At 35.5% G+C, this 21904-nt stretch carries 27 protein-coding genes; 17 read left to right on the top strand and 10 right to left on the bottom strand.

What is annotated here, in order from left to right:
* Positions 1 to 131 precede the first annotated feature (131 nt).
* On the bottom strand, positions 132 to 1043 hold the full coding sequence (locus tag OPR26_RS06700) for an IS5 family transposase (RefSeq protein ID WP_458694443.1): 912 nt from the start codon (positions 1041 to 1043) through the stop codon (positions 132 to 134).
* Between the two features lie 61 nt (positions 1044 to 1104).
* Between OPR26_RS06700 and OPR26_RS06695 the strand changes: the two genes are divergently transcribed.
* Complete coding sequence (locus OPR26_RS06695) at positions 1105 to 1857, top strand: IS5 family transposase (RefSeq protein ID WP_264702259.1); 753 nt, start codon at positions 1105 to 1107, stop codon at positions 1855 to 1857.
* Between the two features lie 43 nt (positions 1858 to 1900).
* On the opposite strand, the gene OPR26_RS06690 is transcribed toward OPR26_RS06695, so the two are convergent.
* The 3 genes from OPR26_RS06690 to OPR26_RS06680 all read right to left on the bottom strand — a co-directional run bounded on the left by OPR26_RS06690 (position 1901) and on the right by OPR26_RS06680 (position 3096).
* Positions 1901 to 2230 carry a hypothetical protein gene (locus OPR26_RS06690; RefSeq protein WP_265015824.1) on the bottom strand — a complete coding sequence of 110 codons (330 nt, stop codon included), beginning with the start codon at positions 2228 to 2230 and terminating at the stop codon, positions 1901 to 1903.
* A 44-nt stretch (positions 2231 to 2274) separates the two neighbouring features.
* Positions 2275 to 2781, bottom strand: a complete 507-nt coding sequence (gene ppa / locus OPR26_RS06685) for an inorganic diphosphatase (RefSeq protein ID WP_265015823.1) — start codon at positions 2779 to 2781, stop codon at positions 2275 to 2277.
* A gap of 75 nt (positions 2782 to 2856) precedes the next feature.
* Entirely contained in the window at positions 2857 to 3096 is a 240-nt protein-coding gene (locus tag OPR26_RS06680) for a hypothetical protein (RefSeq protein ID WP_265015822.1), read from the bottom strand.
* A gap of 211 nt (positions 3097 to 3307) precedes the next feature.
* Between OPR26_RS06680 and OPR26_RS06675 the strand changes: the two genes are divergently transcribed.
* From OPR26_RS06675 to hemA, 11 genes are all read left to right on the top strand, one after another.
* Complete coding sequence (locus OPR26_RS06675) at positions 3308 to 4060, top strand: IS5 family transposase (RefSeq protein WP_264702259.1); 753 nt, start codon at positions 3308 to 3310, stop codon at positions 4058 to 4060.
* Positions 4061 to 4199: 139 nt separating this feature from the next.
* The gene (locus OPR26_RS06670) at positions 4200 to 4565 is read left to right on the top strand and encodes a transposase (protein WP_264731180.1); all 366 of its coding nucleotides are present in this window, start codon (positions 4200 to 4202) and stop codon (positions 4563 to 4565) included.
* On the top strand, positions 4562 to 4972 hold the full coding sequence (locus tag OPR26_RS06665; RefSeq protein WP_320157296.1) for a transposase: 411 nt from the start codon (positions 4562 to 4564) through the stop codon (positions 4970 to 4972). Before OPR26_RS06670 ends, OPR26_RS06665 begins: the two co-directional genes overlap by 4 nt.
* A gap of 336 nt (positions 4973 to 5308) precedes the next feature.
* Positions 5309 to 7213: a molecular chaperone HtpG gene (gene htpG, locus OPR26_RS06660; protein WP_265015821.1), complete on the top strand. Its 1905-nt coding sequence runs from the start codon at positions 5309 to 5311 to the stop codon at positions 7211 to 7213.
* A gap of 35 nt (positions 7214 to 7248) precedes the next feature.
* Positions 7249 to 7596, top strand: coding sequence for a hypothetical protein (locus OPR26_RS06655; RefSeq protein ID WP_265015820.1), 348 nt, complete (start codon positions 7249 to 7251; stop codon positions 7594 to 7596).
* 13 nt (positions 7597 to 7609) lie between these two features.
* On the top strand, positions 7610 to 7975 hold the full coding sequence (locus tag OPR26_RS06650) for a transposase (RefSeq protein ID WP_264731180.1): 366 nt from the start codon (positions 7610 to 7612) through the stop codon (positions 7973 to 7975).
* Positions 7972 to 8382: a transposase gene (locus OPR26_RS06645; protein ID WP_320157296.1), complete on the top strand. Its 411-nt coding sequence runs from the start codon at positions 7972 to 7974 to the stop codon at positions 8380 to 8382. The genes OPR26_RS06650 and OPR26_RS06645 overlap by 4 nt, the downstream gene beginning before the upstream one ends.
* A 4-nt stretch (positions 8383 to 8386) precedes the next feature.
* The gene (locus OPR26_RS06640) at positions 8387 to 9178 is read left to right on the top strand and encodes a lipase family protein (protein WP_265015819.1); all 792 of its coding nucleotides are present in this window, start codon (positions 8387 to 8389) and stop codon (positions 9176 to 9178) included.
* 57 nt (positions 9179 to 9235) lie between these two features.
* Positions 9236 to 9988 carry an IS5 family transposase gene (locus tag OPR26_RS06635; protein ID WP_264702259.1) on the top strand — a complete coding sequence of 251 codons (753 nt, stop codon included), beginning with the start codon at positions 9236 to 9238 and terminating at the stop codon, positions 9986 to 9988.
* 145 nt (positions 9989 to 10133) lie between these two features.
* Positions 10134 to 12065 (top strand): TomO hydrophobic C-terminal domain-containing protein, encoded by a 1932-nt coding sequence (locus OPR26_RS06630; protein ID WP_265015818.1) that lies wholly within the window; start codon positions 10134 to 10136, stop codon positions 12063 to 12065.
* Between the two features lie 68 nt (positions 12066 to 12133).
* The gene (gene hemA / locus OPR26_RS06625; RefSeq protein ID WP_265016304.1) at positions 12134 to 13336 is read left to right on the top strand and encodes a 5-aminolevulinate synthase; all 1203 of its coding nucleotides are present in this window, start codon (positions 12134 to 12136) and stop codon (positions 13334 to 13336) included.
* Here the strand turns inward: hemA and OPR26_RS06620 are convergent.
* From OPR26_RS06620 to rimM, 3 genes are all read right to left on the bottom strand, one after another.
* Positions 13328 to 14026, bottom strand: a complete 699-nt coding sequence (locus OPR26_RS06620) for an inositol monophosphatase family protein (RefSeq protein ID WP_265015817.1) — start codon at positions 14024 to 14026, stop codon at positions 13328 to 13330. The genes hemA and OPR26_RS06620 overlap by 9 nt on opposite strands.
* An 8-nt stretch (positions 14027 to 14034) precedes the next feature.
* Positions 14035 to 14601 carry an elongation factor P gene (gene efp, locus OPR26_RS06615; RefSeq protein WP_265015816.1) on the bottom strand — a complete coding sequence of 189 codons (567 nt, stop codon included), beginning with the start codon at positions 14599 to 14601 and terminating at the stop codon, positions 14035 to 14037.
* 62 nt (positions 14602 to 14663) lie between these two features.
* Positions 14664 to 15170 carry a ribosome maturation factor RimM gene (rimM, locus tag OPR26_RS06610; protein ID WP_265015815.1) on the bottom strand — a complete coding sequence of 169 codons (507 nt, stop codon included), beginning with the start codon at positions 15168 to 15170 and terminating at the stop codon, positions 14664 to 14666.
* Positions 15171 to 15290: 120 nt separating this feature from the next.
* Here rimM and OPR26_RS06605 point away from each other — a divergent pair, with 120 nt between their 5' ends.
* Positions 15291 to 15611, top strand: a complete 321-nt coding sequence (locus tag OPR26_RS06605; protein ID WP_265015814.1) for a hypothetical protein — start codon at positions 15291 to 15293, stop codon at positions 15609 to 15611.
* A complete protein-coding gene (locus tag OPR26_RS06600; protein ID WP_265015813.1) occupies positions 15580 to 16347 on the top strand; it encodes a hypothetical protein in 768 nt (255 codons plus the stop codon). The genes OPR26_RS06605 and OPR26_RS06600 overlap by 32 nt, the downstream gene beginning before the upstream one ends.
* Here the strand turns inward: OPR26_RS06600 and OPR26_RS06595 are convergent.
* Together OPR26_RS06595 and OPR26_RS06590 are read right to left on the bottom strand one after the other, a co-directional pair.
* The gene (locus OPR26_RS06595; RefSeq protein WP_265016255.1) at positions 16339 to 16725 is read right to left on the bottom strand and encodes a transposase; all 387 of its coding nucleotides are present in this window, start codon (positions 16723 to 16725) and stop codon (positions 16339 to 16341) included. The two genes, OPR26_RS06600 and OPR26_RS06595, sit on opposite strands and share 9 nt — an antisense overlap.
* 20 nt (positions 16726 to 16745) lie before the next feature.
* Positions 16746 to 17111: a transposase gene (locus OPR26_RS06590; RefSeq protein WP_264731180.1), complete on the bottom strand. Its 366-nt coding sequence runs from the start codon at positions 17109 to 17111 to the stop codon at positions 16746 to 16748.
* 137 nt (positions 17112 to 17248) lie between these two features.
* On the opposite strand from OPR26_RS06590, the gene OPR26_RS06585 reads away from it, so the two are divergent.
* The 3 genes from OPR26_RS06585 to OPR26_RS06575 are packed head-to-tail and all read left to right on the top strand — an operon-like array spanning position 17249 to position 20690.
* On the top strand, positions 17249 to 19066 hold the full coding sequence (locus OPR26_RS06585) for a hypothetical protein (RefSeq protein ID WP_265015812.1): 1818 nt from the start codon (positions 17249 to 17251) through the stop codon (positions 19064 to 19066).
* Between the two features lie 57 nt (positions 19067 to 19123).
* A complete protein-coding gene (locus tag OPR26_RS06580; protein ID WP_264702259.1) occupies positions 19124 to 19876 on the top strand; it encodes an IS5 family transposase in 753 nt (250 codons plus the stop codon).
* On the top strand, positions 19770 to 20690 hold the full coding sequence (locus tag OPR26_RS06575) for a hypothetical protein (RefSeq protein WP_265015811.1): 921 nt from the start codon (positions 19770 to 19772) through the stop codon (positions 20688 to 20690). The genes OPR26_RS06580 and OPR26_RS06575 overlap by 107 nt, the downstream gene beginning before the upstream one ends.
* On the opposite strand, the gene OPR26_RS06570 is transcribed toward OPR26_RS06575, so the two are convergent.
* Positions 20659 to 21858 carry an aspartate aminotransferase family protein gene (locus OPR26_RS06570; RefSeq protein ID WP_265015810.1) on the bottom strand — a complete coding sequence of 400 codons (1200 nt, stop codon included), beginning with the start codon at positions 21856 to 21858 and terminating at the stop codon, positions 20659 to 20661. The genes OPR26_RS06575 and OPR26_RS06570 overlap by 32 nt on opposite strands.
* Between the last annotated feature and the right edge of the window lie 46 nt (positions 21859 to 21904).

Here is a 21904-nt window from a genome sequence, read left to right as displayed (position 1 = left end):
CAGATTTTTTCGGTTGCTATGCAACAAAGCCCACTGGGATCTAGCCTTTATTATTTGGTTGAAATTAAGTCTTCTGGATCCCAGTGGGCTTTGTTGCATCGCACCTTATGCGGTAGTAATTTACGATAAATTCATGTAGCCATTTCGAATTTAGCCATACCAATGTCAGTAAATTGATTAAGCAAATAGCACTTAATGAGTAGTTCTTTTCCACGATTTACTTCGGACTTATTCCTAAAGCTGAATCCAAATATTTGCTTTAATCTTGAGAAAAACCCTTCAATGTGAGCTCTCTTTCCATAATTTACTTCTTCTTTCCACTTTTTTATGCAATCATATGACTTTATTAGTCTAACAGCAGCATTTCTATCATCCATGTAATCCAATTTTTGGTGCTCTGTTGCGTTGTTTTTCGGAAGAACTTTTGTCTTTATACCAAACTTGTTACATAATTCGTAAAGCTTATGCCTGTCATATGCTCTATCCGCATATAATACCTTTACAGCATGAACTTCTTCTAACAAATCGCAAGCTCCATAGTGATCTGAATAAACTCCGCTGCTGTATTTTGCAGCTATGGCTTTTTTGCTGTTTATATTCAACATTACGTGTAGTTTCTTTACTTGTTCATAGCTGCGATACTTTCTATTTTCGCTATTTTCCTTGCTGTGGCCAGGAGTGTTGTTATAAATGCTGATGCTTGTGCTATCTATAGCAATTTCGATATCTTCCATATTATCTTTATCAATTCTGCAATCATTTATCTTAATATTAAGTTTCTTAAACCTTCTTGAAGCCTGAGAATAGCTGATAACTTGCAAATTTTTCCCAATTTGCTCAAGGTATCCTGCTATAAATCCAACTGTTTGCCTCAAACCTATTCTGAATAGATGGGTTATTATATGTATCAAAATCACCACTTTATTGCTGTAAATATTGTTGCCACCCTGCATTTTTGGCCCAATTTCATACCAATTTTCTATGGCTTCGTTGATATAACGAAAAATATTTCCTCTTTTTTCTAGGCTCTGTGGACAAAAAATATGAAAAGAGAGAAAAAGATGGTAGTTTAGCCTAATAGGTAAAAAATGGAGAAACTACCATATGCAATATTACATCAAAGAGGAAAATTGGAAACAAATTTTAGAGTTCATAAAAAGCGTAAAAGGAATGCACAGCAAAGATGAAAAACGTTTAAGAATATTCATAGAGGCAGTGTGGTACATAGTGCGAAGTGGTTGCCAATGGAGACTTTTACCAAAAACTTATGGTAATTACAGGAGTATACATAAGCGATTTAAAAGATGGTGTGAAAGAGATGTCTGGAAAAAATTGCTTGAATATACTAAACAAGAGCCTGATTTAGAAGTTGCTATAATCGACGGTACGATCATCCGAGCCCATCCATGTTCATCTGGATATACAAAAAACTCCAAGGATCAAGAAGCTTTAGGGAGGAGCAAAGGTGGCTTTACAACTAAAATACATGCGCTTGTCGATGCACTTGGAAATCCACTTAAATTTACTCTGACTCCTGGTCAAAGAAATGAAATTACGCAGGCACAAGTGTTGACCGAAAGTATCTATAACTCTACTGTAGTAGCTGACAAGGGCTACGATAGCAATGCCTTTGTTACAAGTCTTGAAGACAAGGGATGTACAGTAGTTATTCCGCCAAAACGGAATCGAAAAGTGCAAAGGTATTACGATGAGCATATCTACAAAGAACGTCATTTGATTGAGTGTTTTTTTGGTAAAATTAAAAATTTTAGGCGCATTTTTTCCAGATTTGATAAAACTGCTGAGGTTTTTATGGGTTTTCTCAATTTTGTTGGAGCTCTTGTATGGCTTCTCTAAAATTTTGTCCACAGAGCCTAGAAATTTGTTATATTCGTTTTGGTTACTGACTCTCATTTTTTGTGGCATATTTTTTCTTCAACAGTTGAATGGCTATTTTATAATGAATTTTGTCAGTAACTGCCAGATTTTTTCGGTTGCTATGCAACAAAGCCATCCCAGTGTCAGCTACTTTCATGACATCATCATAAAGTAAACCAGTGTCAAGCACTGGGATGACAGAAGAAGGAGGCGCTGCCGTCTTGGATGAAAAAGCTGGATTCCAGACTGGAATGACATCGTTTACTATGTGCCATATTGCAATGTTCGTACAGTTGTGCGCGGTATAGATTCCGCTAACGAGTAGCGGAATGACGAATTTGTTGTTTTTCAAATTGTAGGCAAACCTAAGCCACTTTAGCTATAAATCAATAAAAACTAATTTCTGCTTTTTTCAATGATTTTCTTTGCTTCTTCTACACCAACCCATTCTCCAACTGTTACCGTTTTTCCCTTTTCTAGATCTTTATAATGAGAAAAGAAATGAGCAATTTTATCTAGTAGGTTTTTAGATAAGTCAGAATAGTCCTTTATATTGTCATAATAGCTATCAACACTGGAAACAGGCACAGCTAATATCTTCTCATCTTCTCCTTTTTCATCTTTAGTGAGTAATGCGCCTATTGGACGCACCGATATTAAAACACTAGATGCTAACGGAAATTGAGTTAGCACCAAAACATCCACAGGATCACCATCACCTGCGCAGGTATTTGGTATAAACCCATAATTGCAAGGATAAGTCATTGAGGTAGACAAAAATCTGTCAACTTGTAACAATCCAAGCTCTTTATTAAATTCATACTTTACAGGCTCAGCATTTGCACTTATTTCAATTACCACATTCACCGCATTTGGTCCCGCTGTTATTTTACTTAAATCCATAAATCACCTCTTAACTTAAGAATAAGCATTATACAATATGTACTTTTAAGTTGCTACATTTATGTAGTTCTAAGCTTATTTTGCATGGAGCGGTTCTAATTTTTTCTTCCGCACATCATCGACTGTTGAAAGTGGTGGTTCCTGTGGTGATTTCAATGATTGAAATAAAGCATATACTATTACGATAGTAAGCACTGCAGCAATTACTAGATTAGCAAAATTATCCTGTGGTAGGACACCTTTTATTGGATTAAATAATTTTTGCTCCATAAAGAAATAATCAGCAACATATAACCCAACAGATAATACAAACATACCTAAAATAAGTTTACAGACTATGTTTTTATAGTCCTTTCCTTTTTTCTTGCCTGAGTAGTATATATTTTTAGGGCTCGTTACTAATTGTTCAAATTCATCACTATTTTGGTTTTTTAACAGTTGCTCTAGGCTCTGTGGACAAAAAATATGAAAAGAGAGAAAAAGATGGTAGTTTAGCCTAATAGGTAAAAAATGGAGAAACTACCATATGCAATATTACATCAAAGAGGAAAATTGGAAACAAATTTTAGAGTTCATAAAAAGCGTAAAAGGAATGCACAGCAAAGATGAAAAACGTTTAAGAATATTCATAGAGGCAGTGTGGTACATAGTGCGAAGTGGTTGCCAATGGAGACTTTTACCAAAAACTTATGGTAATTACAGGAGTATACATAAGCGATTTAAAAGATGGTGTGAAAGAGATGTCTGGAAAAAATTGCTTGAATATACTAAACAAGAGCCTGATTTAGAAGTTGCTATAATCGACGGTACGATCATCCGAGCCCATCCATGTTCATCTGGATATACAAAAAACTCCAAGGATCAAGAAGCTTTAGGGAGGAGCAAAGGTGGCTTTACAACTAAAATACATGCGCTTGTCGATGCACTTGGAAATCCACTTAAATTTACTCTGACTCCTGGTCAAAGAAATGAAATTACGCAGGCACAAGTGTTGACCGAAAGTATCTATAACTCTACTGTAGTAGCTGACAAGGGCTACGATAGCAATGCCTTTGTTACAAGTCTTGAAGACAAGGGATGTACAGTAGTTATTCCGCCAAAACGGAATCGAAAAGTGCAAAGGTATTACGATGAGCATATCTACAAAGAACGTCATTTGATTGAGTGTTTTTTTGGTAAAATTAAAAATTTTAGGCGCATTTTTTCCAGATTTGATAAAACTGCTGAGGTTTTTATGGGTTTTCTCAATTTTGTTGGAGCTCTTGTATGGCTTCTCTAAAATTTTGTCCACAGAGCCTAGTTATTACACTCTCTATTTTAAAATTTGACGTTGGGTGATGTCTTGAACGCTTTATAAGAGCATGTCTTCAAACTGAGTAGAAAGAAGTTAAGAAGTATGGTATAAGGTACATTTTAAGATGTACCCAAGCGATATAAGTGACAAAGAATGGAAGACAATAGAGCCATATTTTGAACCTAAAAAGACCGGCAGACCAAGAAAACATAGTATTAGAACAATTATTAATGCAATCCGCTATATGATGAGAACAGGATGTCAATGGAGACAACTGCCTAAAGATTTTCCACCATGGAAAACCGTATATAGTTGTAATTCGCGCTTGAAAAAAAGTGGAATATGGCAAGAAATTCATGATTTTCTAGTTAAAAAAGTAAGAGAGATGATTGGTAAAAATAAGACTCCATCAGTAGGTATAATTGATAGCCAGTCAGTGAAAACTACTCAAAAAGGGGATCCAGAGGATATGATGCTGGCAAAAAAATAAAGGGCAGAAAACGCCATATTATTGTAGATACTGTGGGTCTTGTAATTGCTGCTGAAGTACAGAGTGCAAGTATTCAAGATCGTGATAGTGCTCTAAATCTTTTTGCCCAAGCTAAATGCAAAGTTCCAACTTTACGTAAGTTTTTTGCTGATCAAGGGTACATAGGTAAATTACAAAACAGATGCTTATTGGAAACGGGATGTTTATTAACGATTGCCAAGAAAATAGTTGATACAGGATTTCAAGTTATTCCCAAACGTTGGATTGTTGAAAGAACTTTTGCCTGGCTTTCCAATTTTAGGCGCATGAGTAAAGATTACGAGCATTCTCCTCTCACCTCAAAAAACTATATCTTCTTTAATATGATCACTATTATGCTTCACAAATTAGCTCATTCTTCAGTTTGAAGACATGCTCTAAGCGCGTTTCAGCTTGTATAGGTAAAAACCTAGAAATTTGATAAAGACATACGGTGCACATAGTGCAAAGAATTAAACAATAGTACGCCAAATACAAGTTTTCTTGTCATTTTAATCTGCTGCAGAGATTGCGAAGTTAAATAAAATAGCTTCAGTTTCATGATAAGGGGGCTGGCGAGGTTTGTCAAGGAATTTTTATGCAAGAGATCCCATAAATTGGGTGTCATAATATGGCGGCTACATTAATTTTGGCGTGCGTGACCTTGAAAGATTGCAGTGCAATACTTAGATTATTAGGGTAGTAGGCAAATAATGGAGCTCAAAATGCACAATGTACAAGAAACTGAAAATTTAAAATTTGATGCTGAAGTAGGGAAAGTACTGAATATAGTGATTCATTCACTTTATACTAATAAAGATATTTTTCTGCGTGAGTTAATATCAAATGCATCGGATGCATGTGATAAATTGCGCTATGAATCTCAACTAAATCCTAATTTGCTAGATTTGAGTGATGAGTTAAAAATCACTATCAGCTCCAATAAAGATAAGAACGAGCTATATATCACTGATAATGGCATTGGAATGAATAGACAGGATTTAATAGACAATCTTGGTACAATTGCAAGCTCTGGTACGCAAAAGTTCTTGGATGCGATTAAGAATAGCAAGGATTCAAGCCAAGCTGTGGAGCTGATTGGGAAGTTTGGTGTTGGTTTTTATTCAAGCTTTATGGTTGCATCGGAAGTAATAGTAGAATCAAGAAAAGCTGGAGAGGAGGAGTCTTGGGTCTGGAAATCCAAGGGAGATGGAGAATATTCAATAAGTAAATCAGATAATCAAGTCCCTCGCGGAACCAAAATTACACTCATTATGCATCCTGAAGAAAACGAGTTTTTAGATAAATTTCGTGTTGAAAACATTGTCACTACTTACTCTGATCACATAAATTTTCCTGTTGAATTCATAAATGAAGAAGGAAAAAGTGAAAAGTTAAACAGTAAGGCTGCAATTTGGACTAAGCCAAAAAATGACGTTACTCAAGAGGAGCACAATGATTTTTTCCGCAGTGTTGCTCATGTTGGCGGGGAGCCTTGGATGATATTGCATAATAAAAATGAAGGTGCAATAGAATATACGAATTTGCTTTATGTTCCTTCTATTAAACCTTTTGATTTATTCCATCCAGATAGACGTTGCTCTGTGAAGTTATATGTAAATAAAGTATTTATCACTGAAGATAACATACAGATTATACCACAATACTTGCGTTTTCTGAAAGGCGTGGTTGATTCACCGGATTTGCCTCTTAATATCAGCAGAGAAACGCTGCAGAATAATCGTGTTGTTGAGCAGATCAGAAAATCCTTAACTAAACGCGCGATATCAGAGCTCGGTAAAAAGGCAAAAGAGAATTTGGAAGAGTACACAAAATTCTGGACCAATTTTGGTGCGGTTTTAAAGGAAGGTCTTTGTGAAGCTATGCCAACTGATGAGAGAGAAGCGCTGCTCTCAATTTGCAGATTTCATAGCACTGGTGATGAGAAATTAGTCAGCATTGATGACTATATAAGCAGAATGAAGCCTGAGCAGGAGCATATCTATTATCTCACCGGAAATAGCTTGGATTCAGTGAAAAACAGTCCACAACTTGAGGGATTCGTCAGTAAAGGACTAGAAGTGCTCCTATTCGTTGATCCAGTTGATGATTTCTGGACTAGCGTGATTCATGAATATAAAGATCAGAAAATCAAGTCTGTAACCCGCGCAGATGTTGATTTGGAAAAATTCTCTTCAGAAGAAGATAAAAAAGATGAAGAAAATAAGCAAGATGAAGAAAAGACTGAAGAAAACACGGACTCTATACTGCAATATTTCACCAAGGTTCTTGGCAATTCAGTGAAAAGCGTGAAAATCTCAAAAAAACTGACTGACAGCCCTGTATGTCTAGCAGTTGATGAAGGTGCTATGGATCTTCGCATGGAGCGTTTTTTGCGCGAACAAAAGCAGCTAAACTACCGCACGCCAAAGGTGCTTGAAATAAACACTAAGCATCCTGTAATAAAAAGTATAATGGAATCTTATGCTGAAAGTGGTGAAAACCCAACATTGGAAGACATGATTCATTTATTATTTTACCAAGCTTGCATCGTGGAAGGCGAAGAGATGGATGATGCAAGCCTGTTTGCTAAAAAATTAAACAACTTGCTTGGCAAAGTTATCATTTAGTATTATACTTGATTAGTTATTAATAGAAGTAAGGTATGACTAATCAAACTGATTCTCTAGGTTCAAGTATTGCAAGCTTGCCAAGTGACAATTCAAGCTGGATTGATTTGGGCATACACGAAACAACTGGAGGTCGTTGCCATTCTGGAAATTCAGGTACTGAAAGAGAGGAAGGGGTTGAAGTTTTAGGCGGTAAAAGTCAAGAAACACCAGCTGTTCCCGAAGATGAACTTGGAGATTTTCAATGCAGTAGCTTTGGGGATGATTATGAAATTATCGAGGTTAGTGATCTAGACAAAATACAAATTGCAGGGTTTAGTAAACAGGAATTATTAGAGCATGTCTTCAAACTGAGTAGAAAGAAGTTAAGAAGTATGGTATAAGGTACATTTTAAGATGTACCCAAGCGATATAAGTGACAAAGAATGGAAGACAATAGAGCCATATTTTGAACCTAAAAAGACCGGCAGACCAAGAAAACATAGTATTAGAACAATTATTAATGCAATCCGCTATATGATGAGAACAGGATGTCAATGGAGACAACTGCCTAAAGATTTTCCACCATGGAAAACCGTATATAGTTGTAATTCGCGCTTGAAAAAAAGTGGAATATGGCAAGAAATTCATGATTTTCTAGTTAAAAAAGTAAGAGAGATGATTGGTAAAAATAAGACTCCATCAGTAGGTATAATTGATAGCCAGTCAGTGAAAACTACTCAAAAAGGGGATCCAGAGGATATGATGCTGGCAAAAAAATAAAGGGCAGAAAACGCCATATTATTGTAGATACTGTGGGTCTTGTAATTGCTGCTGAAGTACAGAGTGCAAGTATTCAAGATCGTGATAGTGCTCTAAATCTTTTTGCCCAAGCTAAATGCAAAGTTCCAACTTTACGTAAGTTTTTTGCTGATCAAGGGTACATAGGTAAATTACAAAACAGATGCTTATTGGAAACGGGATGTTTATTAACGATTGCCAAGAAAATAGTTGATACAGGATTTCAAGTTATTCCCAAACGTTGGATTGTTGAAAGAACTTTTGCCTGGCTTTCCAATTTTAGGCGCATGAGTAAAGATTACGAGCATTCTCCTCTCACCTCAAAAAACTATATCTTCTTTAATATGATCACTATTATGCTTCACAAATTAGCTCATTCTTCAGTTTGAAGACATGCTCTTAGAGATGTGTAATTTCTGTAAGATCAGCTATGGTAATAACGACGAAAAGTTAGATAGCAGATATAAAACTAAAGCTGAACTCATTAACGAAAGTTATGGTATTATTCCATTTTATTATAAGAAAAATGGAACGCCTGCTGGTTTTGTTTTTACAAAAGATAAAGAAATAACCATAGCCTATCGTGGTACTAAAGGCCTTGATGATGTGATGACTGATGTAAGCGCAGCATTTACTCAAGAATTTTTACCTGAAGGTGGGAAAATGCATAGTGGTTTTTATAATGCATTTTATGATTTGTTGCCTAGTCTTGATAAAGTATTAAGCGATTACATTGAAAAGCAAGAATCAGAAATCAAAGATTTTAAAATTAATTGTACGGGTCATAGTATGGGAGCCGCTCTTGCTACTATAACTGCTTTATATCTTAAGAAGGTAAAAGATGCTGAATACGTTCGTGTTGCAACTTTTGGTTCTCCGAGAGTTTTCGATTTCCACGGTGCTGAAATTTATGAAAAACTTCTTGGAGAAAATACCATTAGAGTAACTAATTCGTCAGACCCAATACCAATGTTTCCATCTGGTTCTATGGGCTTTAAGCACGTAGGTAAACCACTAAAAATAAAAACAGGTAATTTCGTAATAAGCTGCTTTGGAATGAGCTTCTGTGTAGTGGGAGGATACTATCATAAAACAGATACCTATTATAATTGTATTCAAGATATAAAACCTGAAGATTTTCAACCAGATAATAATGTATCTAGGCTCTGTGGACAAAAAATATGAAAAGAGAGAAAAAGATGGTAGTTTAGCCTAATAGGTAAAAAATGGAGAAACTACCATATGCAATATTACATCAAAGAGGAAAATTGGAAACAAATTTTAGAGTTCATAAAAAGCGTAAAAGGAATGCACAGCAAAGATGAAAAACGTTTAAGAATATTCATAGAGGCAGTGTGGTACATAGTGCGAAGTGGTTGCCAATGGAGACTTTTACCAAAAACTTATGGTAATTACAGGAGTATACATAAGCGATTTAAAAGATGGTGTGAAAGAGATGTCTGGAAAAAATTGCTTGAATATACTAAACAAGAGCCTGATTTAGAAGTTGCTATAATCGACGGTACGATCATCCGAGCCCATCCATGTTCATCTGGATATACAAAAAACTCCAAGGATCAAGAAGCTTTAGGGAGGAGCAAAGGTGGCTTTACAACTAAAATACATGCGCTTGTCGATGCACTTGGAAATCCACTTAAATTTACTCTGACTCCTGGTCAAAGAAATGAAATTACGCAGGCACAAGTGTTGACCGAAAGTATCTATAACTCTACTGTAGTAGCTGACAAGGGCTACGATAGCAATGCCTTTGTTACAAGTCTTGAAGACAAGGGATGTACAGTAGTTATTCCGCCAAAACGGAATCGAAAAGTGCAAAGGTATTACGATGAGCATATCTACAAAGAACGTCATTTGATTGAGTGTTTTTTTGGTAAAATTAAAAATTTTAGGCGCATTTTTTCCAGATTTGATAAAACTGCTGAGGTTTTTATGGGTTTTCTCAATTTTGTTGGAGCTCTTGTATGGCTTCTCTAAAATTTTGTCCACAGAGCCTAGATATTATTACTTTTCTTATGTAGTTGCAGCGCCTTATTGTATGACCACTACAATTCTAACTACACCTTATTATCTTTTTCTAAGTGCTATTTCAAACACGGAACGACATTATTTTGAAAAAGAAATGAAGTTTGCTGATTTAATAATCCATAAAAATGCTATGGTCGGTGAAGATCCTTTAATAATGTCTCATATAGAGTGTAACATTAATGGAAGAGGCGAAGTGCCTCTTTATATTAACAATAATGGAAACAGTATGGAGTTAAGGCAGTTGTGTGGAACTGAAAATATATCTGTTAGATTTCTTAGTTCAATTGGTGATAATCTAGTAGCAGGTGGTAGTTTAGCAATGAGATCTACCTGCAGTAATAGTGAATTGAGTCAACAACCACAAGAAAACATTGTGAACAAACGAGAAAATATCATGAACAATAGAGAGGGCTTGACAGAGGAGCTCATTAGCAATAGTTTTGAGGAGGGTGAAATGCATAGTAGTGACCAAAATACAAAAAGCATAGAAGAAGCGTTGTCTGATGCTATCTTCAGTCTTGATTGTAAAGAAGTAAGATCTTTAGTAGAACGGGTAAAGCAAGAGGGCAATAATGTAGAACGAATCATTGGTGGGGCTTTGAAGAAAGCTAATGAGACGAAAGTTGGGAAAAGAGATAAAGGGTCTAAAGATAAGATTAAAAAAATTAGAGAATTTCTTGCAGAAGAGCTCATTGCTGCATCACTAGTGGGCAATGATGTAAAAATTACTGCAAGTAGCCACGAAGCTCCTGTAATAGAGTCTAAAGAAAGTGAATCAGATTCACTGAGTTCTGAGGGTGATGATTATTCTAGGCTTGAAAGTGGTAAGTCTGCTGGAACTTCTTCAGGTAATGGCTCTCCATCTGAAGAAGTTGCAGTAACATCAGAAATGCCTTCAATGGCCACTGAGGAAGCTAAAGTCAATAATGAGCAGTCTGATAATATAAATGACGATGATCTAACTCCAGTATCAAGTCCTGTAAGTGGGGATATTTTGACATCTAGAAGTGATGAAGAAGAGTCTGTAGTAATTACAACAAGACAGCCAAATGATAGTGAGCATGATAAAACCGTGTTTAAAGAGCACCAAGGAGATGCTGCTATACAAAATACACAACCAAAAACTTTAGTAGTTGACAGCAAGCCTAGCAATGCAGGTGTTGAGAGTGATGAGAAAAAACAAGCTCCTGTTCAGCCTACTGAGCATGTACCAGGAGAAAGTGTAGGACTTAAGGCACAGCCTTCTAATACTCAAGAGCAACAAGAAGTTCCTGAGACTTCAGTTCTAGGACAAATGGATGATACTGAAAGTTTAAGTACACAGGACGCTCTTGTTTTTCAAAGTGACAGTACTACCGTGTTATCAATTGATGGTGATGAGAAGGAACGAGCTCCTGTTCAACCGGTAGAGTCTGAAAGTAAAGGTGATCAACAAGATTCACCACCACTTTCACCACAGAGTTCTGTGAGTGGTGATGAGTGCAGTAGCGGTCCTTCAAGCTTCACTAAATTGCCTAAGAGTGATGAAGGTGATACTGACAATAACAATGATAAATATGTTAAAGTTTCTCCTGAGAATATGACTAAGGAGGACCTTACTCCCAAAGGTAGTGGTAGTTTGCAAGGCATACAACCAGAAATTTCAGTACCATCACCTAGCACTTTTTCAATAGAAGATATTGAGGATAGTGAAGACTCTTCAATTGTTAGTAAAGACTCTTTAATTGAAGATGTAACTGATGAACCAGAGAAAACAAATGAAGAAGATTCTACGCTAAAAAGTAGCAACAGTACAAAAAGTAGTAAGCTGCCTATTGTAGCTGCTTCTGCATTAGCAGTAACTGGGATTGCTGCAGGGATAGCTATCGCAGTTTACTTAGAGATGTTAGCAGTGGGAGTAGCAGTTGGAGCTTGTTGTTTAGTTGCTGCTGTAATCATATATTGCTGTAACAGACCTTCAAGTTCATTTAAGGGTAGTAATGTTGAACTTATAGCTGATAAAGAGCTTGCTGCAACAGTAAGTTGAAGAATAAATATTGTAGTTTACCATTTAATAATTTGTTATAATTGTATCAATTATTAGCGAATAAAAACTTGGTAAACTACGAAGAAATATTCTTGAATAAAATAAAAGATATAAAAGATGAGGGGCGCTACCGTGAATTTACGCACTTTGCGTCATTGCCAGGTAGGCTCCCCCACATTATGGACTATGAAAGAAATAGGGAAGTAATTGTTTGGTGCAGTAATAACTATTTGGGAATGTCGCAGAATGAGAAAGTTATTGCCGCTATTCAAAATTCATCTGTTGGCGCTGGAGGAACAAGAAATATATCTGGTACAACAAAAGAGGTTGTCGAACTGGAAAAATCCTTAGCTTGTTTGCATAAAAAAGAGGCTGCTTTAACTTTTGCTTGTGGCTACCTTGCTAACCAGACAACACTTAGCACTCTATCATCTGTTATTCCGGGCGTAGTAATTTTTTCAGATGAGAAAAACCATTCTTCGATGATAGAAGGCATAAAATCAGGAAAAAGACCAAAACATATATTTAAACACAATAATGTTGATCATCTAGAGCAGTTACTCAAGTCTATAGACAAAAAGACACCAAAAATAATAGCGCTTGAATCTGTATATTCAATGGATGGCGATATAGCGCCGCTTGAAGCGATATGCGATCTTGCAGATCAACATAATGCAATCACCTATTTGGACGAGGTGCACGCAGTTGGCATGTATGGTTCACATGGTGGCGGAATTGCAGAAAGAGAAGGCTTGATGGATAGAATAACCGTCATTCAAGGTACACTATCGAAGGCTTTTGGAGTGATGGGTGGGTATATAGCGTCTTCAAAGAGCTTGGTAGATGTAATAAGAAGTTCCGCTCCAGGATTTATTTTCACCACTGCTATGTCGCCTGTTTTAGCAGCGGCAGCAAAGGCAAGCGTTGAACACCTAAAATCGAGCAATATTGAAAGGGAAAAGCAAAAGCAAGTCGTTGAAAAAGTAAAAAACTCACTGAGAAATACAGGAATTAACTTCATTCCAACAGAAACTCATATAATTCCAATAATAATTGGCGACCCAGAGTTATCCAAAGGAGCATCAAAATTATTATTTGATGAGCATGGAATATACGTTCAACATATAAATTATCCAACAGTGCCAAGAGGAACTGAGCGTTTCCGTATTACCCCTACACCTTATCATACTGATGAAATGATAGAACATTTAACAGAATCTCTTGTAAAAGTTTTCGAAAAGTTGTCTATCTCTGTAGCCTGTTTATCCTAATTTAATATCTCCAGCAATGATTAGCCCGTTGTCTTCCGTTAGCCTTCCACCGCTTTCTTGCAGAAAAAGTCTACCGAGCAAGGCTTTATATTTGTTAACTCCAGAGTAAACTGTTCCTCTGTGCCTTCCTGCTGCAAGGTATGCAAAGCCTAAAATTGTTGAACCTATGGAGCGTACATTACTATTACCAGGCAGCAATTTATTTAATAAATTACCACTTACATCTATTAAACCCCCTTCACGGTTTTTCACCCGCATTTTTATATAACGAGATCTAAAATCCTCAAGAAAAGCACCTTTCTTTTCTTCTGCCCAAAAAGTTTCTCTAAGAGCCGGAGCATCAATTACAGCTGCCACAACTTTATTTTTATGAATGAGACAGACTGATACTGCAAAATAAACCATACAACTAGAAAAATTTTCCTTGCCCTCTATAGGCATAATAAACCAGGTATAAGTGTCATCTTTTACTTCTTGATCAGTATCATCTTCGGAAATAAACCCATAGTCTCGTTTGTAGTCGTGCAAGCAATCGTATATGGTTTGCTTGGATTTTGAATAAGTTTTATTAATAAAGTCTGCTGATTTAACATTAGAAATTTGCAATTCATTAAAATCGCGCATAAGCTGCCTGGAAGCACTACGCACAGAATCAAGCATCACATTAATTCGTGGTGATGAGATGGACATTCTTCTTTTTACTCTTTCACTCTTTCATAATAGCTGTCATCTGGAGTATATACTACAATTTTATCCTCTTCTTTTATAAATTGAGGCACGTTAACACGCATTCCATTTTCTAAAATTGCAGGCTTATAAGAAGCAGTAGCAGTTTGCCCTTTAATAACAGACTCTGTTTCTTTCACAGCAAGTGTAACATAATCAGACACATGCGCAGAAATTATTTTGTCTTGATAAGCTACAACTTTAATTTTCATGTTATCCTGTAGATAAATCTTTTTTTCTCCCAATAAATCCAAATTTATAGTGATTTGCTCATAATTACTTGGATGCATAAGATTTACAATGTTTCCTTCAGTGAAAAGGTAAACATACTCCTCTTCATCTAAAATTGCCCTTCTGATTGTTGCATCAGAGCGAAATCTTTCATAGTGTTTTGCTCCGGTTTTGATGTTTTTCATTTCGGCTTGTATGTATGCACCACCTTTACCAGGTTGAGTATGCATAATACCTACAACCAAAAATAATCCGCCGTTATGTTCCAACACCTGACCTGGTCTGATATCGTTAGCTCTTTCTGCCATAATTACATTTTCAGTTTGATCTTACAATTATAAATAGCTTTATATAAATATCAAAGTCTTTATTAGTCAATAAATTCTGGCATATTTAATACTATATACCTTCCCCTTATATTTATATGTGGAAATATCTCTTTAGTGAAAGATAGCATAATGCGTTTTTTTGTGCTGATAACCAAAATTTCTAATATATCCCCTGAGCCGAAATTATATATGGATTTTACATTGCCATATAATTCATTACTTTCCAGCCTTACTTCCATATCTACAAGGTCACTTTGATAAAATTCATCCTCATCATTTAGCTCTGGTAACTTGCTTCTTTCTATATATAGCCTCTTATTCCTCAAAAGCTCTGCTTTATTACGGGAATTTACTCCGCTTATTGTAGCTATTACTAAATTATCACCTATGACAGATACTGAGTCTATTTTATAATTCTCATCACCACTTATTAGCTCACCATATAAGGAGATATTTTCAGGTTTTTCGGTAAAAGTTTTTACTTTAACAGCTCCTTTAATTCCGTGAGGAGAAGTAATAATTCCTAAGCATACCAGATTGTCGTTCATATTAAGATGATAGCTAATGTTGGATTTTTTGTCTATAAGGCATAAAATACCTAAAAATGTTTGTTGTAATTCTATTAATACAATGTATTATGAAATATATTGTATTGATAGTGGGAAGATATGAGTCAATGTATTACTAATCAAATAAAAGAGCTTATCCCTCATTTAAAGGAAGTTAATAGTAAGCTACAAGGTGAATCTATAAAACTCTTCAGTGACAAAGAATCTATAATAGTAGAACGTCGCAAACCTGTTATTGAAGAGATGCTAAAGCATCTAGAAAGTTCTTCCATCACTAACTGTAATACTATGATTGATGCAGAAACTGGGTTTGGCAAGACTTATGATATTGGATTGTGGAGTCATGTGCTAGCTCAAGCAGGATATCACCATTTAGTTGCAGTGCCAAATGATAGATGGTGCATTTATTGTAGACGTTAAAACACCTAAAACTGTGCAAGAAATTAAAGATGCGCTGAAAGTCACTGAACCTACAACAATTATAGTAACACATGATCTGCTTTTACAGCAAGAGAATGATCGAAAATTTGAAGAGCAAAACGGCGAAAAGCTTAAATTGTGGGTTAGTGTTGATGAAGCAGATAGCATTAACAAGCAGCAGACCTTTGAAAATATGTGCAAACTTGATGCGGAGTATCCTACGACTTACCTAACCGCAACACCAAAGAAAAGGATCTTAAACAGATGTGGAAAAATTATCAGTCCTACCAGATCAAGTAGACGCTGCATTGCAGACACTATCAAAACAATAAATGTTATTGCAAAAACTAATGAAAGAGAAAAATTCAATCGAGCATTCGTGGTGAATGTTGCTGCTACCATAATACCTTTAATTACATTATTCCCTATTATAAATAGTAATGTTGCTGCAATAATTGGTCTAACTTCAGATTATTGGTTATATTCCGCTTTAATTAATAATCTATACTTTACAATTTCTTTCATTATACTTTCTATAGTAATGTTGCCAATTTGGTGGGCGTTGACCAAAATAACTGGAATAGAATCAAAAGAACTGCTCCTTAGGTTTGCTGCTAACGTGCGCAGCTTATTCACTAGGGAAAGATCTAGTCCAGCTCATGAATATGTTGAAGAATGTGAAGAAGTTTTTAATTACAATAAACTTGTTGACTCTGAGAGCATGTCTTCAAACTGAAGAATGAGCTAATTTGTGAAGCATAATAGTGATCATATTAAAGAAGATATAGTTTTTTGAGGTGAGAGGAGAATGCTCGTAATCTTTACTCATGCGCCTAAAATTGGAAAGCCAGGCAAAAGTTCTTTCAACAATCCAACGTTTGGGAATAACTTGAAATCCTGTATCAACTATTTTCTTGGCAATCGTTAATAAACATCCCGTTTCCAATAAGCATCTGTTTTGTAATTTACCTATGTACCCTTGATCAGCAAAAAACTTACGTAAAGTTGGAACTTTGCATTTAACTTGGGCAAAAAGATTTAGAGCACTATCACGATCTTGAATACTTGCACTCTGTACTTCAGCAGCAATTACAAGACCCACAGTATCTACAATAATATGGCGTTTTCTGCCCTTTATTTTTTTGCCAGCATCATATCCTCTGGATCCCCTTTTTGAGTAGTTTTCACTGACTGGCTATCAATTATACCTACTGATGGAGTCTTATTTTTACCAATCATCTCTCTTACTTTTTTAACTAGAAAATCATGAATTTCTTGCCATATTCCACTTTTTTTCAAGCGCGAATTACAACTATATACGGTTTTCCATGGTGGAAAATCTTTAGGCAGTTGTCTCCATTGACATCCTGTTCTCATCATATAGCGGATTGCATTAATAATTGTTCTAATACTATGTTTTCTTGGTCTGCCGGTCTTTTTAGGTTCAAAATATGGCTCTATTGTCTTCCATTCTTTGTCACTTATATCGCTTGGGTACATCTTAAAATGTACCTTATACCATACTTCTTAACTTCTTTCTACTCAGTTTGAAGACATGCTCTGATAATCTGCTGGAATCTGTGAGATGGAACATACAAAGTCCGGTTGGGGAAAATGCTCTTATTCTAGTTGATGATGTGAATAGCATAATTAACCTTAGCTTTGCATTGCAAGGTAAGAATAATTTGGTATATGAAGATGGTACGCGTTATGAAGTTTATAATAAATTTCAGCCTGAAGGAATGTCGTACCAAGATTACAGACTCAAATTACGTCAATCAAACTTTATAAACTGTGTTAAAAAGAAACACCCTAGTCTAACAGAAGAGAAGATCTCTGAATTAAAAGAGAAAGTAGACTTTAGTGACACTGCTAAGTATTTAAAATATAGAGTAATGCACTCAATGATTGATCTTACACTTTCGTATTTAGTGAAATGCGATGACACCGCTTTGGATAAAAAAAGAAGAGAAGATTTAGATGATTTAATAAAAAATATTGCTAAGGTTAGTACTGCTAATGATGGCAGCATTATAGCTTTCCTAGAGAAAAAAGGCTTTAGTGAGGAATTCGCTAGGGGTGAGCTTTTACCACAGATAAAGACAGTAATTAAAGCATTGGGTGACAGCAATGATGGGCAACGCAGGTTGATAGTAGACAATTGGCACTTAAGCAAGGAGTTACATAGTTTCATAGAACAACAGGGGGGTGTACTACATAACCTAAACGACTTCTGCGAAAAAAATAAATGTATTTTTGCAGGAATGAAGAAAAATGATTTAGGTGTTGAAAAAGGCAAATCTTTTTTTAGATTACACAACTATGAAGTCACACCTAGTGGTAGAGGTAAATGTGAAGTTGACTGTTGTAATTATGACCAAGGTGATTTAAGTACATTGGCTAAATATGCGTTGATAACAATTATAGACGAGTCAAAAGGCCGTGGTTTCGATAGTGAATATAATCATGTTGCATCAATATTTACAGATTCAACTAGTCAGTTCAACAATCCAGCAGAAGCTTTGCAGAATTTGGGAAGAAATAGAGAACGCAATCCTAACAGGCAACCTTGGTTTTTTGCTGCTGGAGGTGAAAAAATTGAGTTATTTGTAGATAAAGTTTTAGCAAAATTAAAAAGCGCACCGCAGGATTTTTGTCAAAAGGTTTTATTTCCAGCCACTGATAGGTACAATAAACTAATAAAAAATAGAATGGGAATAGAGCTTGGAGAAAAAATAGAGATCTATATTAGCGAAAACATGAATGCACTAGGAAATATCGATGATGCAGCTCTGGAAAAATTTTCAAAGGATTTGATAAAAGAGGTGTATGAAAAAGTACATGATATAAATGATTTTGACGTAGGAAAGACAGAAGAAGATTTACGTAAGATTTTAAAGAGCACAGAAAAATATCTTTGTTCATATGAAGATAGAATTAAAAACAACGGTAAATTATCTTGCACACGCTCAGTTCTATTTTCTGTGGGAAGTGCTATTGTAAAGTCCATGTATTATCTATGGGCAGGATTTGACTATTTAGTCTTTTTAGCTAAAGCGTATAATGTAGGTAAGTCTGAAAATGCTGATGCAAAAGCATATGTGCACATAATCAGAAATTGCTACTTTGAAAGTAGTGTGAAGGCTAAAAATGTATTAGGTCATGTATTAAAAATTGCCGGAGAAAATGATGATAGTTTTACACAAAATAGTTTGTACGAAGGCAATGGGGATAGGTGTAAAGAAAAAATCATCTCATACTTTCAATCTAAACAATATATATATGCATTAGATAAAACGATTTCTCGCATTGAAAATGAGCATTTAGCAACAGTTTTGAAAGCCGTAGGTTGCAGAGATGATGCTAATAAAACAGCACAAGAAATTAAAGACTTTTTGTACGATTTAAAGAATTTAAGCTGCGCAGACTTTAGGCTCTGTGGACAAAAAATATGAAAAGAGAGAAAAAGATGGTAGTTTAGCCTAATAGGTAAAAAATGGAGAAACTACCATATGCAATATTACATCAAAGAGGAAAATTGGAAACAAATTTTAGAGTTCATAAAAAGCGTAAAAGGAATGCACAGCAAAGATGAAAAACGTTTAAGAATATTCATAGAGGCAGTGTGGTACATAGTGCGAAGTGGTTGCCAATGGAGACTTTTACCAAAAACTTATGGTAATTACAGGAGTATACATAAGCGATTTAAAAGATGGTGTGAAAGAGATGTCTGGAAAAAATTGCTTGAATATACTAAACAAGAGCCTGATTTAGAAGTTGCTATAATCGACGGTACGATCATCCGAGCCCATCCATGTTCATCTGGATATACAAAAAACTCCAAGGATCAAGAAGCTTTAGGGAGGAGCAAAGGTGGCTTTACAACTAAAATACATGCGCTTGTCGATGCACTTGGAAATCCACTTAAATTTACTCTGACTCCTGGTCAAAGAAATGAAATTACGCAGGCACAAGTGTTGACCGAAAGTATCTATAACTCTACTGTAGTAGCTGACAAGGGCTACGATAGCAATGCCTTTGTTACAAGTCTTGAAGACAAGGGATGTACAGTAGTTATTCCGCCAAAACGGAATCGAAAAGTGCAAAGGTATTACGATGAGCATATCTACAAAGAACGTCATTTGATTGAGTGTTTTTTTGGTAAAATTAAAAATTTTAGGCGCATTTTTTCCAGATTTGATAAAACTGCTGAGGTTTTTATGGGTTTTCTCAATTTTGTTGGAGCTCTTGTATGGCTTCTCTAAAATTTTGTCCACAGAGCCTAGAAAAAAGCATTATGGTGAATGTTCATATGAAATGAGCAATTTATACAAGATCAATAATCAAATTAGTATGGTAATTGATGAAGTTATAGATTGCCATAAATGGCGTCATGGAGTAATTTCAGAGCAGAACAATTTGTTGAGAGATTTTGTTGACCCAGAGTTTAGAGAAAATTTTGATTTAGAACTAAAATTAAAAACTAACCATAATATTTTTAAAGTAAAAGTTAACAATGACTTTTCTGAATTGTATTGCAAGAACTTGACAGAACGTTCTAGACAAAGGATGGTCTTGGGTACAGCTATGCTATTCATCGGATTTATAGTTTCAGTGAAGCTTATATATGAAATATCATTAGGCTATACTATGCTATTGCCATCACTTTGCGGTTCCATAGCATTTGGACCGCTAGCATTTTTGTGTGGTGCATTATTATGTGGAATAACGACCTACTTAGTGAAAGGGACATTTTTTCTTTTTGGAATACCAATCCTGTTAGGGGAATTATCGAAATGCGTTTTTAGAAACGATTTAGTACAGGATTTATCAGAAATGACATTATCAGTTGGTAATAGCGTTTTCTTCCATGCTCCAAAAAGCATTTTACAATCATTTATATTTGAGGATGCAACAAAGTTTGACTCACTAAGTGATATGAATAAGCTTACACTGATAAGAGAGCAGGATAAGGCAAAATGCATGAATGAAGTAGCTGATAAAATTGTAGCTACTGATTTGTCCGCAGTTTTAGTACAGCCAACAACTAGTGAGCAGGAGGGTTTAGTCTTGAACTAGAAGATTTTTCAGATAAATATTGAGTGAGGATCTCAATTCCTTCATCAATCTCATTTTCAGTGATAATGAGTGGAGGCAAAATTCTCACAACGTTATCTGATGTTACTCCAACAGTGAGTAAACCACGATGACTTAACTCTTCTGCAAACTTTTGATTGTCTGCTTTCACTTTTATTCCAAGCATTAACCCTTTCCCTCTCACTTCTTCTATTATTGGAAATTTACTTGCTAAGTCTTCTAATTTATTTTTTAAATACTTACCTCTAATTTCAACATTTTTCAAAAAGCCAGGACTGAGCAATTCTTCGAGCACAGCATTACCTACTGAGGTTGCAAGCGGATTGCCACCAAAAGTGGAACCGTGCATACCAACTGCCATATATTTAGCAGCCTTTTCAGTTGCAAGACAAGCCCCCAGCGGAAACCCCCCGCCTATTCCCTTTGCAAGAGCACATATATCAGGTTCCACTCCTATATGTTCGTATGCGAATAATTTTCCTGTCCTACCAGCACCGCATTGTACGCAATCAAAAAATAGCAATATGTCATTTTCATCACACAGCTTTCTTAGTTCTTTCATAAAGACTTCATTCATTACTTTGATACCACCTTGTCCTTGTATCGGTTCTATTAATATAACACCTATACCACTTGAAATTGCTTTCTTTACGCTCTCAATATTGGACTCGATATTATCACACCAATCAATGTAAGGATTTAGTAATTCAGAAAATTTCTGTTTATCGTTTGTAGCACAAGTTAAAAAGGTTCTTCCATGAAATGCACCATGAAATGTTAAAATTCTGTGACGGTTCTTATTGCCTTTTCCGTTTTGATAGACCCTAGCAATCTTAAGCCCACATTCTACTGCCTCTGATCCAGAATTTGCAAAAAATACAGTATCGGCGAAACTGTTGTTTATTAATTTCTCTGCAAAGTTGTTAGCAGCAGGTATATTATAGGTATTTGTTATATGCCATAACCTTTCTCCTTGCAATTTAAGGGTATTAATTAATCGCGAGTTAGCATGACCTAAGCTACTAACTGCTATTCCAGAGTGAAAATCTACGTAGCGCTTGCCGTCAATATCATACAAGTAAATACCTTTACCATAAGAAAAATTTATGTTAACAGGAGAATAAACTGGCAAAATAGGAGAAATTGTCATAAAATATTATATGCTAAATTTTATTATTAATAACATAAAAACCGTT

Source organism: Wolbachia endosymbiont (group A) of Anoplius nigerrimus, assembly GCF_947251795.1.
Lineage (GTDB): Bacteria > Pseudomonadota > Alphaproteobacteria > Rickettsiales > Anaplasmataceae > Wolbachia.
Note: the sequence above shows the minus strand (reverse complement) of the source record. Positions and strands in the feature narration are given on the sequence as shown.

Coding starts and splice junctions, on each gene's coding strand:
- OPR26_RS06605 (WP_265015814.1), top strand. CDS start 15,291: ATGAGTCAATGTATTACTAATCAAATAAAAGAGCTTATCCCTCATTTA.
- OPR26_RS06630 (WP_265015818.1), top strand. CDS start 10,134: ATGAAGTTTGCTGATTTAATAATCCATAAAAATGCTATGGTCGGTGAA.
- OPR26_RS06655 (WP_265015820.1), top strand. CDS start 7,249: ATGACTAATCAAACTGATTCTCTAGGTTCAAGTATTGCAAGCTTGCCA.
- OPR26_RS06570 (WP_265015810.1), bottom strand. CDS start 21,858: ATGACAATTTCTCCTATTTTGCCAGTTTATTCTCCTGTTAACATAAAT.
- htpG (WP_265015821.1), top strand. CDS start 5,309: ATGCACAATGTACAAGAAACTGAAAATTTAAAATTTGATGCTGAAGTA.
- ppa (WP_265015823.1), bottom strand. CDS start 2,781: ATGGATTTAAGTAAAATAACAGCGGGACCAAATGCGGTGAATGTGGTA.
- OPR26_RS06635 (WP_264702259.1), top strand. CDS start 9,236: ATGCAATATTACATCAAAGAGGAAAATTGGAAACAAATTTTAGAGTTC.
- OPR26_RS06670 (WP_264731180.1), top strand. CDS start 4,200: ATGTACCCAAGCGATATAAGTGACAAAGAATGGAAGACAATAGAGCCA.
- OPR26_RS06600 (WP_265015813.1), top strand. CDS start 15,580: ATGATAGATGGTGCATTTATTGTAGACGTTAAAACACCTAAAACTGTG.
- OPR26_RS06675 (WP_264702259.1), top strand. CDS start 3,308: ATGCAATATTACATCAAAGAGGAAAATTGGAAACAAATTTTAGAGTTC.
- efp (WP_265015816.1), bottom strand. CDS start 14,601: ATGGCAGAAAGAGCTAACGATATCAGACCAGGTCAGGTGTTGGAACAT.
- rimM (WP_265015815.1), bottom strand. CDS start 15,170: ATGAACGACAATCTGGTATGCTTAGGAATTATTACTTCTCCTCACGGA.
- OPR26_RS06580 (WP_264702259.1), top strand. CDS start 19,124: ATGCAATATTACATCAAAGAGGAAAATTGGAAACAAATTTTAGAGTTC.
- OPR26_RS06650 (WP_264731180.1), top strand. CDS start 7,610: ATGTACCCAAGCGATATAAGTGACAAAGAATGGAAGACAATAGAGCCA.
- OPR26_RS06680 (WP_265015822.1), bottom strand. CDS start 3,096: ATGTTTGTATTATCTGTTGGGTTATATGTTGCTGATTATTTCTTTATG.
- OPR26_RS06640 (WP_265015819.1), top strand. CDS start 8,387: ATGCTCTTAGAGATGTGTAATTTCTGTAAGATCAGCTATGGTAATAAC.
- OPR26_RS06620 (WP_265015817.1), bottom strand. CDS start 14,026: ATGTCCATCTCATCACCACGAATTAATGTGATGCTTGATTCTGTGCGT.
- OPR26_RS06590 (WP_264731180.1), bottom strand. CDS start 17,111: ATGTACCCAAGCGATATAAGTGACAAAGAATGGAAGACAATAGAGCCA.
- OPR26_RS06695 (WP_264702259.1), top strand. CDS start 1,105: ATGCAATATTACATCAAAGAGGAAAATTGGAAACAAATTTTAGAGTTC.